6 protein-coding genes and 1 pseudogene are annotated in these 19,723 nt (G+C 39.8%); 6 read left to right on the top strand and 1 reads right to left on the bottom strand.

Features of this window, described 5'->3' with window-relative positions:
* The first annotated feature begins 4 nt into the window (after positions 1 to 4).
* From QFX10_RS02695 to QFX10_RS02675, 5 genes are all read left to right on the top strand, one after another.
* Positions 5 to 1,192, top strand: coding sequence for a sensor histidine kinase (locus QFX10_RS02695; RefSeq protein ID WP_280606687.1), 1,188 nt, complete (start codon positions 5 to 7; stop codon positions 1,190 to 1,192).
* Positions 1,193 to 1,269: 77 nt separating this feature from the next.
* Entirely contained in the window at positions 1,270 to 2,604 is a 1,335-nt protein-coding gene (locus tag QFX10_RS02690; protein WP_280606686.1) for a serine hydrolase, read from the top strand.
* Positions 2,605 to 2,906: 302 nt separating this feature from the next.
* Positions 2,907 to 3,047 carry a hypothetical protein gene (locus tag QFX10_RS02685; RefSeq protein ID WP_280606685.1) on the top strand — a complete coding sequence of 47 codons (141 nt, stop codon included), beginning with the start codon at positions 2,907 to 2,909 and terminating at the stop codon, positions 3,045 to 3,047.
* 123 nt (positions 3,048 to 3,170) lie between these two features.
* On the top strand, positions 3,171 to 9,716 hold the full coding sequence (locus tag QFX10_RS02680; protein WP_280606684.1) for a mucin-binding protein: 6,546 nt from the start codon (positions 3,171 to 3,173) through the stop codon (positions 9,714 to 9,716).
* A 17-nt stretch (positions 9,717 to 9,733) separates the two neighbouring features.
* Positions 9,734 to 17,443 (top strand): mucin-binding protein, encoded by a 7,710-nt coding sequence (locus tag QFX10_RS02675; protein ID WP_280606683.1) that lies wholly within the window; start codon positions 9,734 to 9,736, stop codon positions 17,441 to 17,443.
* 377 nt (positions 17,444 to 17,820) lie between these two features.
* Here the strand turns inward: QFX10_RS02675 and QFX10_RS02670 are convergent, their stop codons facing one another.
* Positions 17,821 to 18,357 (bottom strand): super-infection exclusion protein B, encoded by a 537-nt coding sequence (locus tag QFX10_RS02670; RefSeq protein ID WP_280606682.1) that lies wholly within the window; start codon positions 18,355 to 18,357, stop codon positions 17,821 to 17,823.
* A 238-nt stretch (positions 18,358 to 18,595) separates the two neighbouring features.
* Here QFX10_RS02670 and QFX10_RS02665 point away from each other — a divergent pair.
* Positions 18,596 to 19,522, top strand: a pseudogene (locus QFX10_RS02665) (transposase); the annotation flags it as partial.
* Between the last annotated feature and the right edge of the window lie 201 nt (positions 19,523 to 19,723).

The raw sequence follows: 19,723 nt of genomic DNA, 5'->3' as shown, positions 1-19,723 counted from the left end.
CATGATGAAATTTTCATTGACAGCGCGCGAAAAAAGTGAGCTCTTTGGTGAAGGGATCGTTACGATCATCATTTTGCTCTTGCTCAATATGTCGATCTTTATGATCATCAATCAAGAGATCTCGACTAATCCTGGTCTGCAAAATGGTATCTTTCAGATCAAGACCTCGCTTTTGCTTGGACCGACTGATCTCCAAGTTTGGAGTTGGGGTGGACTTTTTACCTTTTTGATGCTCTTAACTGATGTTTGGATCGTCTATTGGCGTTTGATGCGACGTTATCGGCAAATGCAACTACGTCACGTGATCGCAGAATTGCATTATATCGCCTCGGGGCACTTTGAACATCGGATTCCGTTCAAGTTGACAGGGCAAATGCAACGTGTCGTAGAAAGCGTCAACTCGCTAGTCGATAGTACGATCAGTGCAATGGAAGAAGAGCGTCGGATCGAACGTTCTAAAGATGAATTGATCACAAATGTCAGCCACGACATCAGGACACCTTTGACTTCGATCATTGGTTATTTAGGCCTGATCGAAAATAAGCGCTATACAAGTGAAGACGAGTTATTGCAATATACGCATACCGCTTTTTTAAAAGCTAACCAGATGAAGTCTTTAGTCGACGATCTATTTGAGTACACTAAAGTCAGACAAGAAGGAGTGACGCTTCAAGTGCGTCAACTTGACTTAGGAGCGATGCTAGAACAGATCGCAGCTAGCTATGAGTTAGAAGCAAATAAGAAAGGGATGCAGATCAAGGTCGAAATAACAGATGCACCGTTAGTAATGGAAGCTGATGCTGATAAGTTGGCACGGGTCTTCAATAATTTAGTCTCAAATGCTTTAAAGTATGGAGCTGGTGGTAAGCATATTTATTTAAAGGCCAAGCGAGTCACTTCTAAAGAATTGAAAGTCGTGATCGCAAATGATGGTGAACAGATCCCAGAAAAGTCATTGAATCAGATCTTTGACCGTTTTTATCGAGCTGAAAGCTCACGCTCACGCGAAACAGGTGGTTCAGGTTTAGGACTTGCGATCGCACAAGGGATCGTCGAATTGCACAACGGCTATATTTATGTGACTTCAGATCAAAAATTGACACAGTTTGTGATGCATTTTCCTGTAACACAGGCGATTAAGTTATTAAAAACAAAACGGACCAATCGTAAAGAAACGGCCACTGCTAACTAAAGGGCCGTTTTTTTGATTGAATTAAAATGATATTTTCGTTATTCTAATAGATGAAGTTAAGTGAGAGGATCAAACAAATGACATTTTTTAAACAACTAAAAAAGCCATTCTTGGCTTTAGTTACAGTTTTGACTGTCGTTAGTTCTTTAAGTGTGGCAAGTTTTTTTGCCCTTAAAGCTAGCGCAGCGACTTTACCTGACCAAACAGACAGTTCGTTGAATATCGATGCTAAAGCTGCGATCGCAGTTGATGCTAAAACAGGACAAGTTTTGTATGCTAAAAATGCAGAGCAGACTTTACCTGTCGCTTCGATGTCAAAACTCTTGACGGCTTACATGGTCTTACAAGCGATCGATCAAGGAAAACTCAAATGGGATCAAAAGGTCACCCCAAGTGATGCTGCTCAAGAAGTCAGCCAAGATACGACGCTTTCCAACGTACCTTTGAAAAAAGGTGAGAGCTATACAGTCAAGTCTCTTTACCAAGCAACTTTGATCTATTCAGCCAATGGAGCTGCGATGGCTTTAGCTGATGCCGTTGGCGGAACGCAAAAAAATTTCATCGATCTAGCACGTAAAGAAGCTAAGAAGATGGGAATCACAGACGCTGAGATCTATACGGCAAACGGTTTGACAAATGGTGAAGTCAAAGATGGAAAATATCCAGGGGCTTCAGATACAGCCGAAAATAAATTTTCTGCAAAAGATATGGCGATCTTATCGCAACGTTTATTAAAAGATTACCCTGAGGTCTTAGAGACAACAAAGATCAAACGGATGAACTTTAATAACGGGACTGATCAAACAGTAATGGAAAACTGGAATTGGATGTTACCTGGCTTAGCTAAAGCCTACAGTGAACTTCCAGTTGATGGTTTAAAAACGGGAACATCTGACTCAGCCGGAGCCTGTTTTGCAGCTACAGTCAATAAAGGTGGTCATCGTTTGATCACGATCGTTTTAGGGGCTAAACATGATAGTCAAGAAGATCTTTCGCGCTTTGAAGAAACACAAAAGATCATGTCATATTGCTACAATAATTACACCTACACAACTTTAACTAAAGGTATGACTTTCAAAAAGACAAATACTTTGCCAGTTTACCATGGGAAAGAGTTGACAACAAAAGTTTCTCTAGGGCAAACGACAGATGTCTGGCTAAAGAGTGGGGTCACAAAGGAGCAACTCCAAGCTAAGGCAGTTGGAGATAAGAAGTTGTACAAAAAAGATGGGCTACAAGCTCCATTGAAAAAAGGCCAGATCGTTGGTACTTTAGAAGTTACAGCTAAAGATCAAAAGCTCTACTACTTAGATGGTACGACTCATTTGAGTGCCAAAGCTCAAACGACAAGTGAAGTCAAGAAAGCAAATATCTTTGTGATCGGTTGGCGTGCTGTGACAAGTTTATTTTAACGGGTATCCGTCAACTGGTATGGATATTCCTACAAACACTTCCTACAAGAGAATTGTGGGGAGTTTTTTTTTGCAAATATATTCCCAATTTTTAAAAAGAAAAATGGAGACGTGTAAAATAATTTTATTTGAGTAAACTAACATTACAATCTCTGTTAGTATAATTATTTTTTTATAGTCAAATGTTGATTTAATATTTATGAATTACACGAAGTATGAGAAAAGGTTTGATATTATAACGATAAATTCAAATATTAAAATAAAGTTAAATTATAAAATAGAGTAAATAATGGAGATAAAGATTGCTAAAATCTGATATTGATATTGATATTGATATTGATATTGATATTGATATTGATATTGATATTGATATTGATATTGATATTGATATTGATATTGATATTGATATTGATATTGATATTGATATTGATATCTTTACATAAATTTAATGATGGTCTATTATTGTTTTAGTTAAAGTTAATAAAAATATAATTATGTGCGTAAGGCTCATAAAATTTGATCTAAGTATTACTGAACGTAATTATCTATGTTAGGGGGAATAGAGTATGCTTAGATATAATGCAAATTCGCGACTGTTTAAATATACGACTGAGGAGAAGAAACGGTATAAGTTATATAAAAGGAAGAAAGTGTGGGTCGTAGCTGGGATGTCGCTCTTTAGCACTGCTACGCTCGTACAACAAGTTTCTGCTGATGAGGCGCCACTAACAAATACGACTGCGCAAAATGATGTTGAAGATGAGACCTCTCAGTCAGATGCGGTGATAAATGCTAGTGAAGTAAGAGAAAATGCTTCATCTAGTCAAACTGTTGAATCCTCAGTGCCTGAAAAAGAACAGGTTAGTGAATCAAATGAGCAAACTGCTACGGACAAGCCCCAAACGATATCAGAGCAAACGCAAGACACTGTGGAAAGTGATGCTGTAAATAAAGTAGACCAACCTCAAGCAGGGACTATTAGTCAAGGAGAAGTTACTGCAAAGGAAACTGAAACATCCAATGGACAAGATGCTCCAAAAGACCAAGATGAGAGTGCTAAGGGGCAAGCAGAGACTGGTAGTAAGCAAGAAAGTACGCCTGCTGAAAAGGATGCTCCTGTTGAGGTGGTTAAGGATGATAAGGTAGGAGAGCAAACTCCCGATAACAAAATTCAAGCAACAGCAAAAGAAGAAAACGTAGTTGATAAAGTCAATAATGATGTGACTGAAACAAAAACAGCCACTTCAGTAGTATCTAGTGAGCAAAAACAAACCGATGAACCAGCAAAAGTTCAAGGTCAAGTAAATGGTCTACATACAAAAGCAAATATTGACTTTTTAGAGCGTGAAAAAGATCTAACGCCTTTGAAAAGAACAGCACGTTCAGTCGCAACAAATAAATTAGAAACTTCGTTATTAGCAACTACTGCAAGTGTAGAACCTAAAGTAGCAGATGTGACTGATGGTAGATCAGTTGGTTTGACCTCTTTAACAAAAGGAGATAACTATGGAACTTTGTCTGCCCCTAAAGTATTAGAAGATGGCTCCAAAGAATATACGTATACTACTTCTCGACTTTCAAATGGTGGAAAACTCGGTATGACAATATCATATACAGGTAAAAAAGGTGACAAGTTCAGTATGCTCATTACGCCTAAGAGGCCCAACGACTCTGGTGACCTACCTCAAAGTGTGCCGTGGTTCTCAACACCGACCGGATCTCCTGAAAGAAAAAAAGTTGGTGATGGCGTACTTTTTACTTGGACGATTTCTGATGTTCCTGATAATGTTACTGTCACTAGAACGCAGACGATGCCAGCATTTGACTTTTTTAATGAACCATTTAGCCAAGCTAGTCAGTCGAACAAGCCGTACAGAAATGATGCAATTCCTCATATACTTGTAAATGGGGCATATCAGGAAATCAAATTTTTCATCAATGGGGTTGAAGCGCCTAGCAATACTACAAATAGAGTAGTATTGGAAAAAAAGACGAGTGTGTCAGATTGTTTTGTGGAACCATATGATAATGCTAACAAAAATGAGCGTACGACTGATGAAAACTATATTTATATCGTTCATTTAGACTATGGCGAGGGTACTGCACTTCAAGGATTTTTAAAGTTGAATATTCCTGTTCCAGAGCATTTTCTTTTGGACCAACAAGCAACAGACAAACTAATTAAAGACACACCGATTAGAGGGATGTACTTGAATGGTGTACTTAAGATATCCCAACCAAATGGAGAGGGAACAGCAATAGTTGTGGAATCACAGAAACTCCCTATTTTTTTAAATAATGATTATTCTAATGAAAGGGTCATACCTTTTGTTGGACGTTACACAGATATTCAGACGACCGGTTCTAGTGAAAAGCCTTCGGGTTGGTATGACTTGGGTGATGGCGAAAAACATTATTTTGGAAAAATAAATATTGATACTAATGAAAGTCTAGATGCTACTTTAGCGCTAAAAGATGGCGAGTCATTTAACGAAACAGTGATATCAAGGGATGACACAACAACCGCCAGTGGAGTTATTGTTCCAGCCGCACGTGAGAATTTTAACCTTCGTGTATTGTATAGTACAGATAATCAGGTAGTAACTGTGCCTGCGTCGGTTGGCTCAACGTATGATAGTGTTAAGTCACCTAATGTAACTATTATTCCGGGAACTATTCAGCGAAATTTGCCAACCTCGAAGGAGGGTTTTCCTGCAGCTCCAGTACTTTATGCAGTTGGTTTACAAGCAAATGGCTTAACTAGTTTTACGCCTACGTATCATTTTGATTTTCCATCTGAGATAACGAGTACTGGAATAGTCATGCCACTAGATAATGTAAGTGGCGACTATGCAGATTTTGGATCATATAATCCAGCACAAACTGGATATACTGTTGTTGTTACTGGAAAAGTTACTGAAGGCGGAGAAGAGGTCACTCATAAAATCACCCAACGCTTACAAGCAGGTGAAAGCTATAATCCAATTACTGGACTTATAGACCATTTTGGAAAATTTAGTAATGGCGAGAAGTTGCCTGAAGGTGTGAAAATTTCAGGTTATGATGTCACCCCAGATGTTCCTTATTACGCTAATGCTATTCAGGCATCTAATAACTATGGTGGTCTGAATGATGTCCTAACAGGGTACGTTAGTGTATTGGGATACTTGAATACTGATGCCCAAGATGGAAAAGAGTATATTTCAAATATAAGCGTTGAAAGTGAACATAAGAAAGTTTCTGTGAAAATGGTAATCAAAAAAGCAGTTGAAAGAAAGCTTAATATTTCTGCGAACGGATTACCTGTGTCAGGTGGATATGGAAATAATCAAAGTGTTGTTAGTCCGGATGGTGAATTGAAAATTTCGCTTAATTCGGATGGTAGTAAAAGCGTTGCGAACGATAGGACCAACCTTGATGCTGGTGGCATATTGGAAGGAAAAGCCAATAACACTCCAACTGATGGACCAGGAGGAAGATGGCCTGTACAATATAGCACAGTTAAAGAACCAATTGTATATTTAACTATTCCTGATCAAACGGACATAGTGAAGTACTCTGGATTATCTACGATTTATAAATTTTCTGGTGAAGGTTCGGATAACATACCGAGGCCAAAAGTGTCTAGAAAACATAATACTAATGGTCAAAGTGTTATTGTGCTTGACTGGACTGGGACAGGGTACGAGATGCAGCCAGATACTGGAATAAACTTTATTTTGAAAGTTCGTGCCGATGCAGTAAATAGCTTTGATACTGCTAAGACGCTTGAAACACTGTATGCCTATGAAGATAAAGCAAATAATAAGACTTTGGATCTATATACTGCAGCACAACTACAAGCAATGGGCGTGTCAACTGCAGGTTTACGTGCCTATGCTCCTAATGTTAATGCTGACAGTAATACTAGTTGGATTCAAGTCGGTGGAGATTTTAGTAATTCTAATTTAGCTAACGCGCAGAAAACGAAAATTGAGTTTGATGATGGCACAAGTGCGGATACTCTAATGGTAGCACCTGGAAATAATCTAAGTTATATGCGGATCATTGCGCCTGTTGAAGTTAAGCCTGTGCCAATGATCAAAGGGACTGCTGATGTTGGTTTATCTTCTAGTGGTTTGAACTATCCGACCCAAGATTATATTGACGTTAATGGGAAGAAGACGGGGCTCCAGACACTACAATTAAGTATAGTCAACAATACGTCTGATCCGTTAAAAGGCGTTATTTCAGTTATGAATCTGCCACAAGCTGGAGTGGCTGATGGCAATAATCCTGATGCGACCCAAGATTTTACGCTAAATATTAGTGGATCTGGGTCACTAACGGTTGACCCAACTAATAACTATGCTAATGATGCACATACAGTGTATTATTCGACGCAGTTAGCTACACTGAGTGCAGATGGAACGACTTTGACTTTTGAGGATGGTTCAACATGGTCTCGTGGTCAGGCCCTCCCAAGTCAATTAAAGACTGTCGACCAGGTAACTGATTGGTCAACGATCAAATCGTTGGTATTATATGTGCCATCGTTAAGTGAAAGTAACAAGGTCGTTTACCAATTTAACGCATATTCACCAACAAGTGAGCATAATATGTCGAAGAAAGTTACTTTACGACAAGTCATGGGTTATGAAAATCAGCTCTCTTTAATCCCAGGGACAGTTACTGATACTTATGCGACTTATGCTACTTTGAAGATCGTTGATCAAGATGGAAATCAGATCAATGGTTACAAAGAAGTACAAGGTAAAGCTGCTTTAGATCCAAGCACTGGCGAGTATGTCATTGAAAATGGTGATCTTTTTGGTGAAGCGGGGAAAGCTTTAGTGCTTGATCCTCCTGAAACTATTACTGGATATAAATTCACACGAAACACATTCTCACCAAGTACTCTTTTACAAGCAGATGGTTCTACTGTGGTGACAAGGGTCTATCAAGTCGATAAGGCTCGTTTGCTTGAAGGCTCGCTTAGTGGGACTGAGTTGGCGACTGCGACTGGTGATCCTCAAGCAAATACTGGAAGTAACTTCCAAGAAGATCCTACAGGGGTCAGCACTATCAGCTTTGGTGTAACGGATGCACAATTAGCTCGTAAAGGATATCACTATACGATCACAGTAGTCGATCGTACGGGTAAACTACTGACAGATAAAGATGGACGCAGTGAATATGATACTTTAGCAGAAGCTTTAGCAGCTCAAGGAACATTTGATAGTACCAGTGATATCTCTGGTGCCACGCAAAACTTTATCGTTAATTATGTTGGTGATTTCCAAAAGGCTGTGATCATCAGTAAAAACGATCCTGCAAAAGAGCTCCCGACAACGGTAGCTGAGGCAGAAAATACCACTCCGTTCTATAATGACGGGGTATCTGGAGGAACGATGTTCTATAGTGCCGATGGAACGCCTGTTCTTTCAGATGCAACTACGTTAGCAAATGGATCTTTGGCGTTTAGACGTCAAAATTACCGCTATACAGTTATTGCGCCAGACGGAAAAGAATATAGCAGTTTAGATGCGGCTTTGGCAGCTAAATTGACTTTTGATAACACTGAAAATGATGGTAATACTGACAAAGATATTCAAGTGTATGAGATCAAATATGTTGAAGATCTCCAAACTCTGCGTGTGACTGTTATCGATGATCAAGGCACCAAAACTGATGCAGGATATACACCAGTTACGTTAGTAGACAAGCAAGAGCTTGGAAGTGGTTTATCAAATTCAGAAGTCAGTGCTTCGACTAAGAGTGATTATGAAAATATTATCGAACGTTATAAAGCTGCTGGGTATGTTGTAGTCAGCCAAGATCCAGTGCCTGATAACTATGATAATGATCCAACAGTCGATCAAACATTAGTGGTCCATTTACGGCATGATACAGAGGATAAGGCAGGATCTTCAGTAACATTAACAGAAAAGATCAATTATTTATATGCTAGTGGGATCCATAAAGGTGACGTTGCAGCGCCAATGTACACTTCGCAACCAATAACGTTTACTTCTGTCGATACGATCGATAAAGTAACTAAGGAAGTTATCAATACAGTTTGGAGCAGTCCACAAACATTTGTTGAAGTCCAAAGTCCGACTGTCTCAGGCTATACACCAGACAAAGCAAAGATCGAAAGTATCAATGTAACGCATGAAACGCCAGAAAGTGATCTGAGTTTTACCGTTTACTATGCTCCTGAGCAACAAGTGCTCAATTATCAAGTGATAGATGATACTGAAAACAAAGATCTTGTTCCAGAAACGTTGCTTGGGACAGGTGAATCAGAATCAGATGTTCCGTTAAGTATCTATCAACGCTACCAAAAGATCGCAGATGATTATAAAAAACAGGGATATATTATTGAAAGTATGTCTGAGATCCCAGATAAATATGATTCAGATTCATCTGTAGATCAGTTGGTGGTGATTCACCTTAGCCATGGTCGTTTAGAAGAAAACGGCGAGACGAAGACGATCAAACAAACGATCAGATATGTCTATGGCAATGGACCAAAACAAGGTGAAGAAGCTGCCAGAACGTATACAAAAGACTACGTCTTCACCTCAAGAAATACGTTAGATGCAGTAACGAAAGCAGTGCTTACTACTGTTTGGAGCGAGCCACAAACAACACTAGAAGTGACGAGCCCAACAATTGCAGGTTATGTCGCTGATAAGACAAGTGTTGGTAGTCAAACATTGACGCATGAATCGACAGACTTAAATGATGTCGTAATGTATACTGCTGGGACTCAAACAGTAAAAGTGCACTATGTGGACGTTTACGGAGTCGAAAAAGGTACAGGCTATACCCCAACGTCAGGGACTGAATTGACAGCTCAACTGCAAACATTGACAGGTGAAGCAGACCAAAGTTACACCAATACGTTGTGGAACTATGCTCAAGCTGGTTATGAGCTCGTAGAAGCACAGCCAGAAGCAAGTACTGGAACTTTTGATGCTGATCCAAGTGTCGATCAAAACTACTATGTCTACTTGACGCATACGTTAAGAGACGTAGAAGGCACACCAGTGAACGTTACAAGAGTAGTCAACTACGTTTTTACAGTAACGGACCAAAAGCAGGTCAAAGAGCAGCTGATAGCGTAACTGAGACGAAGACGTTTGTGCCAACTTATAAAGTAGATCAAGTGACTAAACAAAATGTTGGCGATCCGGTCTGGAATCCAGCTACAGATACGTTTGTGGCAGTGACAAGTCCAACGATCGCTGGCTATACAGCTGATAAAGCTGTGGTCGAAGCAGAGACGATCACTTCGGCTAGTCAAAACAGCGAAGTGACAGTCTACTACAACGCAAATGAACAAGTGTTGACGTATACAGTGATCGATGATGGTGATAATGGTAAGATCTTAGAAAACAAAGTGAGATTAGCAGTGGGCGCAAGCTCAAGTGTGATCGGCGCAAGTGTTCTCCAAGATTACCAACGGATCATCAATGGTTACGTTGATAAGGGCTATGTGTTAGTGAGTCAAGATAGCTTACCAGCAACATTTGATGACAATGATGATGTTAATCAAAATGTAGTGATCCATTTAAATCATGGTCGTTTAGAAGAAAACGGCGAGACAAAGACGATCAAACAAACGATCAGATATGTTTATGGCAATGGACCAAAACAAGGTGAAGAGGCAGCCAGAACGTATACAAAAGACTACGTCTTCACCTCAAGAAATACGTTAGATGCAGTAACGAAGGCAGTGCTTACTACTGTTTGGAGTGATCCACAAACAACATTAGAAGTAACGAGCCCAACAGTTGCCGGCTATGTCGCTGATAAGACAAGTGTTGGCAGTCAAACATTGACGCATGAATCGACAGACTTAAATGAAGTCGTAACTTATACTGCTGGGACTCAAACAGTAAAAGTGCACTATGTGGACGTTTACGGAGTCGAAAAAGGCACAGGTTACACCCCGACCTCAGGGACTGAGTTGACAGCTCAACTGCAAACATTGACAGGTGAAGCAGACCAAAGTTACACCAATACGTTGTGGAACTATGTCCAAGCTGGTTATGAGCTCGTAGAAGCACAGCCAGAAGCAAGTGCTGGGACTTTTGATACTGATCCAAGTGTCGATCAAAACTACTATGTCTACTTGACGCATACGCTAAGAGACGTAGAAGGTACGCCAGTGAACGTCACAAGAGTAGTCAACTACGTTTACAGTAACGGACCAAAAGCAGGTCAAAGAGCAGCTGATAGCGTAACCGAGACGAAGACGTTTGTGCCGACCTATAAAGTAGATCAAGTGACAAAACAAAATGTTGGTGATCCAGTCTGGAATCCAGCCACAGATACGTTTGTGGCGGTGACAAGCCCAACGATCGCTGGTTATACAGCTGATAAAGCTGTGGTCGAAGCTCAAACAGTCACCTCAGCTAGTCAAAACAGTGAAGTGACAGTCTACTACAACGCAAATCAACAAGTATTGACGTATACAGTGATCGATGATGGTGATAATGGTAGAGTCTTAGAAAACGAAGTGAGATTGGCAGTTGGAGCCAGCTCAAGTGTAATCGGCGCAAGTGTTCTCCAAGATTACCAACGGATCATTAATGGTTATGTTGATCAAGGCTATGTTTTAGTGAGTCAAGATAGCTTACCAGCAACATTTGATGACAATGATAATGTTGATCAAAATGTAGTGATCCATTTAAACCATGGTCGTTTAGAAGAAAATGGCGAGACGAAGACGATCAAACAAACGATCAGATATGTCTATGGCAATGGACCAAAACAAGGTGAAGAAGCAGCTAGAACGTATACAAAAGACTACGTCTTCACCTCAAGAAATAAGTTAGATGCAGTAACCAAGGCTGTTATTGATACTATCTGGAGCGATCCACAAACAACACCAGAAGTAACGAGCCCAACAATTGCAGGCTATGTCGCTGATAAAGCAAACGTTGGCAGTCAAACATTGACGCATGAATCGACTGACTTAAATGATGTCGTAACGTATACTGCTGGGACTCAAACAGTAAAAGTGCACTATGTGGACGTTTACGGAGTCGAAAAAGGTACAGGTTACACACCAACGTCAGGGACTGAGTTGACAGCTCAACTACAAACATTGACGGGTGAAGCAGACCAAAGTTACACCAATACGTTGTGGAACTATGCCCAAGCTGGTTATGAGCTCGTAGAAGCACAGCCAGAAGCAAGTGCTGGGACTTTTGATACTGATCCAAGTGTCGATCAAAACTACTATGTCTACTTGACGCATACGTTAAGAGACATAGAAGGTACACCAGTGAACGTCACAAGAGTAGTCAACTATGTTTATGGTAACGGACCAAAAACAGGTCAAAGAGCAGCTGATAGCGTAACTGAGACAAAGACGTTTGTGCCGACCTATAAAGTAGATCAAGTGACAAAACAAAATGTTGGCGATCCGATCTGGAATCCAGCCACAGATACGTTTGTGGCGGTGACAAGTCCAACGATCGCTGGTTATACAGCTGATAAAGCTGTAGTCGAAGCTCAAACAGTCACCTCAGCTAGTCAAAATAGCGAAGTGACAGTTTACTACAACGCAAATCAACAAGTATTGACGTATACAGTGATCGATGATGGTGATAATGGTAGAGTCTTAGAAAACGAAGTGAGATTGGCAGTTGGAGCCAGCTCAAGTGTAATCGGCGCAAGTGTTCTCCAAGATTACCAACGGATCATTAATGGTTATGTTGATCAAGGCTATGTTTTAGTGAGTCAAGATAACTTACCAGCAACATTTGATGACAATGATGATGTTGATCAAAATGTAGTGATCCATTTAAACCATGGTCGTTTAGAAGAAAACGGCGCGACGAAGACGATCAAACAAACGATCAGATATGTCTATGGCAATGGACCAAAACAAGGTGAAGAAGCAGCCAGAACGTATACAAAAGACTACGTCTTCACCTCAAGAAATACGTTAGATGCAGTAACCAAGGCTGTTATTGATACTATCTGGAGCGATCCACAAACAACACCAGAAGTAACGAGCCCAACAATTGCAGGCTATGTCGCTGATAAGACAAACGTTGGCAGTCAAACATTGACGCATGAATCGACTGACTTAAATGATGTCGTAACGTATACTGCTGGGACTCAAACAGTAAAAGTGCACTATGTGGACGTTTACGGAGTCGAAAAAGGTACAGGTTACACACCAACGTCAGGGACTGAGTTGACAGCTCAACTACAAACATTGACGGGTGAAGCAGACCAAAGTTACACCAATACGTTGTGGAACTATGCCCAAGCTGGTTATGAGCTCGTAGAAGCACAGCCAGAAGCAAGTGCTGGGACTTTTGATACTGATCCAAGTGTCGATCAAAACTACTATGTCTACTTGACGCATACGTTAAGAGACATAGAAGGTACACCAGTGAACGTCACAAGAGTAGTCAACTATGTTTATGGTAACGGACCAAAAACAGGTCAAAGAGCAGCTGATAGCGTAACTGAGACAAAGACGTTTGTGCCGACCTATAAAGTAGATCAAGTGACAAAACAAAATGTTGGCGATCCGATCTGGAATCCAGCCACAGATACGTTTGTGGCGGTGACAAGTCCAACGATCGCTGGTTATACAGCTGATAAAGCTGTAGTCGAAGCTCAAACAGTCACCTCAGCTAGTCAAAATAGCGAAGTGACAGTTTACTACAACGCAAATCAACAAGTATTGACGTATACAGTGATCGATGATGGTGATAATGGTAGAGTCTTAGAAAACGAAGTGAGATTGGCAGTTGGAGCCAGCTCAAGTGTAATCGGCGCAAGTGTTCTCCAAGATTACCAACGGATCATTAATGGTTATGTTGATCAAGGCTATGTTTTAGTGAGTCAAGATAACTTACCAGCAACATTTGATGACAATGATGATGTTGATCAAAATGTAGTGATCCATTTAAACCATGGTCGTTTAGAAGAAAACGGCGCGACGAAGACGATCAAACAAACGATCAGATATGTCTATGGCAATGGACCAAAACAAGGTGAAGAAGCAGCCAGAACGTATACAAAAGACTACGTCTTCACCTCAAGAAATACGTTAGATGCAGTAACGAAAGCAGTGCTGACTACTGTTTGGAGCAAGCCACAAACAACACTAGAAGTAACGAGCCCAACAATTGCCGGCTATGTCGCTGATAAGACAAATGTTGGTAGTCAAAGTTTGACGCATGAATCGACTGACTTAAATGATGTCGTAACGTATACTGCTGGGATTCAAACAGTAAAAGTGCACTATGTGGACGTTTACGGAGTCGAAAAAGGTACAGGTTATACGCCGACCTCAGGGACTGAATTGACAGCCCAACTACAAACATTGACAGGTGAAGCAGACCAAAGTTACACCAATACGTTGTGGAATTACGGACAAGCTGGTTATGAGCTCGTAGAAGCACAGCCAGAAGCAAGCGCTGGGACTTTTGATACTGATCCAAGTGTCGATCAAAACTACTATGTCTACTTGACGCATACGTTAAGAGACGTAGAAGGTACACCAGTAAACGTCACAAGAGTAGTCAACTATGTTTATGGTAACGGACCAAAAGCAGGTCAAAGAGCAGCTGATAGCGTAACCGAGACAAAGACGTTTGTGCCGACCTATAAAGTAGATCAAGTGACAAAACAAAATGTTGGTGATCCTATCTGGAATCCAGCCACAGATACGTTTGTGGCGGTAACAAGTCCAACGATCGCTGGTTATACAGCTGATAAAGCTGTGGTCGAAGCCCAAACCGTCACCTCAGCTAGTCAAAACAGTGAAGTGACAGTCTACTACAGCGCAAATGAACAAGTATTGACGTATACAGTGATCGATGATGGTGATAATGGTAGAGTCTTAGAAAACGAAGTGAGATTAGCCGTTGGTGACAGTTCAAGTGTGATCGGCGCAGGTGTTCTCCAAGATTACCAACAGATCATCCATGGTTACGTTGACAAGGGCTATGTGTTAGTGAGTCAAGATAGATTACCAGCAACATTTGATGACAATGATGATGTTGATCAAAATGTAGTGATCCATCTGAAACACGGAGAAAAACCAGTTGGACCAAATGATCCACATGAACCGGAAACTCCAGTGAACCCTAACGATCCAGATCCAAATGGACCAAAATGGCCTACAAAGGATCGATACAGTAAGGAATACACCGCTACGATCACATACGTTGATGAACAAGGCAATAAAGTTGCTGATGATAATGTGCAAACATCCACATGGACGCGAACATTGATCATTGACACAGTGACAGGTGAAGTCAAGAACCCTAATGAAACGTGGACAGCTGACAAGTCACAATATGATGCAGTCAAATCTCCAGTTATTGAAGGGTACTATGCTGATAAAGCAGTCGTAAACGCTAAAGACACAGTGCAAGAAAACTTGAGTGAACAAGTCGTTTACCGTCCATTAGGCAAGATCGTTCCGGTAGATCCAGATGGTAATCCGATCCCAGATGTGCCAAATCCAAAATATCCAAATGATCCGACTGATCCAAGTAAGACGACCCCAGATCAACCAGTACCAAATATTCCAGGAATGACGCCAGAAGTACCGACGATCACTCCAGAAGATCCAGGGAAAGATACAAAAGTCGTTTACAACTATGATGACCAAAAAGCAACGATCAATTATATCGATGAAACGACAGGACAACAGTTAGGTTCAGATAGTGTTACAGGTAGAAATAACGCCAAGATCGAATATACGACGGTGGGCAAGATCAGTGAGTTGACAAATAAAGGGTACGTGTTAGTAAGTGATGGTTTCCCAACAGATGCGACCTTTGATAATGATAAGAATGTCGATCAGATCTTTGAAGTTATCTTGAAACACGGAGAAAAGCCAGTTGGACCAAATGATCCACACGAACCAGAAACTCCAGTGAACCCTAACGATCCAGATCCAAACGGACCAAAATGGCCAGCTAAAGATCAATACCGCAAAGACTACACATCAACGATCACTTATGTTGATGAACAAGGCAACAAAGTTGCTGATGACAATGTGCAAACATCCACATGGACGCGGACGTTATTCATCGATACGGTAACAGGAGAAGTCAAGAACCCTAACGAAGCGTGGACGGCTGACAAGTCACAATATGATGCAGTCAAATCTCCAGTTGTTGAAGGGTACTATGTTGATAAAGCAGTCGTAAACGCTAAAGACACAGTGCAAGAAAACTTGACTGAACAAGTCGTTTACCGCCCATTAGGCAAGATCGTTCCGGTAGATCCAGATGGTAATCCGATCCCAGATGTACCAAATCCACAGTATCCAAATGATCCGACTGATCCAAGTAAGACGACCCCAGATCAACCAGTACCAAATATTCCAGGAATGACGCCAGAAGTACCGACGATCACTCCAGAAGATCCAGGGAAAGATACAAAAGTCGTTTACAACTATGATGATCAAAAAGCAACGATCAATTATATCGATGAAACGACAGGACAACAGTTAGGTTCAGATAGTGTTACAGGTAGAAATAACGCCAAGATCGAATATACGACGGTGGGCAAGATCAAAGAGTTGACAAATAAAGGGTACGTGTTAGTGAATGATGGTTTCCCAACAGATGCGATCTTTGATAATGATAAGAATGTGGATCAGATCTTTGAAGTTATCTTGAAACATGGTCGTTTAGAAGAAAATGGTGAAACAAAGACGATCAAACAAACTATTAATTATGTCTATGGCAATGGTCCTCTGAAGGGTGGGCAAGTCGCACAGACATATGAAAAAGACTACGTCTTTACTTCAAGAAATACGTTGGATGCAGTAACCAAAGAGGTTTTGGCTACAACATGGAGTCCAGCGCAAATGACAGAAGCGGTTGCAAGTCCAACAGTTGCAGGATATGTGGCAGATAAAGCGACAGTTGGTGCAACTCAGCTCAACCATAATAGCGCAAACTTAAAAGATACGATCAACTACTATGTTGGGGAGCAACTGGTGACGATCCATTATATTGACGTTAACGGTGCAAAGACCAAAAATACTGGATATACTCCAAGTGATGGAAAAGAGATCACAGACTTTATCCAACACTTAAGTGGTGAAGCCGGAACAAAATATAGTAATAGGCTTCAAGACTACGGTGCAAAAGGTTATGAATTAGTTTATGCACAGCCTGAGGCTAGTGAGGGAATGTTTGATGAAGATACGAACAAACAGCAAGACTACTATGTTTATCTAGAACATGGAACAAAAACAGTTACAGATATCCCAGTAACTGTTACTGATACGATCAACTATGTTTACGGTAATGGTCCTCATAAAGGCGAGCCAGCGTTTCCACCTAGTGTGGTAGAAAAAGTCTTTACGCCGACATATGTGATCGATAAGGTGACAGGTGAGACGATCGAAATTGTATGGAATGGTGATGGGACGATAGATCCAAGTGTTGTTCCAGCTATAGATGGATATACGCCAGATAAACTAGTAGTGGCTGGAAGAGTATTGACACCAGATATGAAGAATCAAAGTCAAACGGTATACTATTACACTGCAGGTGAACCAAATGTCACAGAGCCAGCCAAGCCAAACTCCGTAACACCGACATCTGTTGGAGAGGGGAAAGAAAGTGACCAGAAAGTTCAGGTAAACCAAAGACAAGCATCATCAGAAGGTTCAAATCAAGTTTTGGATCAAAACCAGATCGTGAATCGAGAAGTTGTAGGTGAATTACCACAAACTGGTGATGAAAACGATGAAGAGTCAATGTTACTAGGACTAGGATTGTTGAGTGGAGCAGCCTTGTTAGGCGCCACAGAACTAGGTCAAAGAGAACGAAGAAAAAGAAACAAGTAGTGGATTAAACAGTTAAATAGGATATCTTAAGGAAGTAATACCACAATTTGCTTCTATGAGAGAAAAGTACCTTAGAGGAATTGATTTCTGAGGTACTTTTCTTTTTTTTTGAGGGTATAGGCAGGCTAAGTCGCAGATGTATTTATAAATAAAACAGGGCAAGTGACATTTTTAGAATATAAGCAAATATGGAGTGTGTATATGCCAATAATAAAATCAAAAGAAATGTTTAAAAGACTGGAAACTTCTGTTGAAACACTATAAAAATGGAAGAATAACGAGATTTAAGGAGCATGTCAGATACCTATATAGCTGTTTTTTGAGGATATACAAAAAAGTCACCAGAGAACGTACGCTGATGACTCAGTCTGCCAGTCTTACAGTAGATTTTCTTCGATTATCTGTACAGCCATAGGTGCTAAGATAAACAATTGCTGTATTTCATTATGTTTTATGACCTTACTGTAGTGATCGACTAATATTCTTTTACTCGGTGGAATAATAACTTCATGTCCTAATAAATCCAATACATCCGAATCGTAGATATTAAGGTAACCTCTATGTCGATCACTCTCATACATCGAATATACTATTGTTTTTTTTCTACCTTTAAGGTTTAAAATATAATTCTTGTATTGTAACTGTTTATGATGTTTCTTCCAATGAACTTTCTTAAAAACTTTTTTTTCTGCGAATTCTCTTTGTCTACTTTCGAGGAATTCACCAGTTAAAATGGCGATAAAAAATAATGTCAATAAAGGTATTATCCAAGCAGAATTATTATAAAGCCATTCTAGGTGCAATGCTTTTTCAAATAAATTTCCCATCAGCATTAAAAAAGCAAAAAAGTACAGTATAAAATGTTCCTTGATACTCAATTTTAAAATACTTATTATAGCTTTTATATTCAGCATTTTATCTCCCCCTAAACATAATTATAACAAGATTTGAATATAATTATAAAGTTAATTTTGGGTGAATTGTTAGTTATGGACATAGGATCCTACTGTGTTTGAATAACATGTATTCTTCAGTGCTAGGGTATTTTGCCAAGTTACATAGAGACCGATACAAGAACTTGTAGATGATTTGGTAAGTATTATTCATGTGTTTTCTTGCCGTTTAGTTTAAGGAAATATAGGGGCAAGATAGGATGATCTATATGATTATCGATGTTTTTGTCGGAATCAAGATTTAGCTTTATAGAATGATATTTACGATAGCTCGTTGATTTTAGAAGATACGAAAGCTCGACTTAGTGAGCGTAAAGTCTGTGATGAATCAATAGCCAATAAAGAAAATTGGCAATACTTGTTATCTGTTTGCTATTTACAATTAGCGATTTTTGATCTAGGTAAGGCTTTGAAGCAGATTTAGTTAAGAGTGTTAATGGGGGAACTACGCTTAGAGAGGTCTCTGGGAATCAAAACTTGATATGATATTATATTTAAAATTGTTAAGAACTTAGAAGATAAATTAAGAGTTGTTTTAATTTACTTTTTGAGTCGAGATGAAAAGGCAGGTAAGAACTTAGCTGTTGACGCCAATGTAGGACATCTAAACTACACAGACGGTAAGATCAATACTTTGCCAGATAATTTGAAATGACTCTATGAACGTATTAAGCATTATCAAAGAAATTTGGCTAAAAAACGGGTTGTGATGGTAAAAAATCTACTAAAACAAATAATTACGTTAAGACGAGACCAAAGTTACAGCGGGATAATCGTAAAGTGGCTGGTATAACGTGACATTATTCAAAAGTTTACTACTAAGTTAGTAATTAACTACAATCAGATCGCGATAGAAGATCTAGCCAAGAAAAACAGATGATACATGTTGTTTCTAAAGAGCTACAACGTTCATTATTCGACCACTTTAGACAAGTATTAGTGAAAAAGTAATCTATAAATACTGGCTTAGCACGCAGTGTTGTCCTAAGTTGGACTTCATTAAGTCTGGTGAAGATAAAGTTGGCCTTGATGGTATAAGCATAATGAATATATTTGTTATGAATGTGGTGTAGCTATGGACAGAGATGAAAATGCGGTAGCTGATCTTTTGATCTTATCAAATTAGAAAATATAACAAGGTGGGCCATACTCTAAAGTTACCGGCGCTAGTCAATGTCATTACCTCAAGTTAGGATATAGGAACCTGGGTAATAAATAAAATTAGGAAAGGCAAAGCTATATTTCTTTTTAAGATATAATCATTTGATATACTTGCTTACATCTTGTATAGAAGAGTATGCTTATGCAAATTTGTAAGTGTTTTAGG

Source organism: Ligilactobacillus faecis (assembly GCF_029889745.1).
Lineage (GTDB): Bacteria > Bacillota > Bacilli > Lactobacillales > Lactobacillaceae > Ligilactobacillus > Ligilactobacillus faecis.
The sequence above is the reverse complement of the archived record's forward strand: the minus strand, read 5'-3'. Positions and strand labels throughout refer to the sequence as shown.

Coding starts and splice junctions, on each gene's coding strand:
- QFX10_RS02695 (WP_280606687.1), top strand. CDS start 5: ATGAAATTTTCATTGACAGCGCGCGAAAAAAGTGAGCTCTTTGGTGAA.
- QFX10_RS02690 (WP_280606686.1), top strand. CDS start 1,270: ATGACATTTTTTAAACAACTAAAAAAGCCATTCTTGGCTTTAGTTACA.
- QFX10_RS02680 (WP_280606684.1), top strand. CDS start 3,171: ATGCTTAGATATAATGCAAATTCGCGACTGTTTAAATATACGACTGAG.
- QFX10_RS02670 (WP_280606682.1), bottom strand. CDS start 18,357: ATGCTGAATATAAAAGCTATAATAAGTATTTTAAAATTGAGTATCAAG.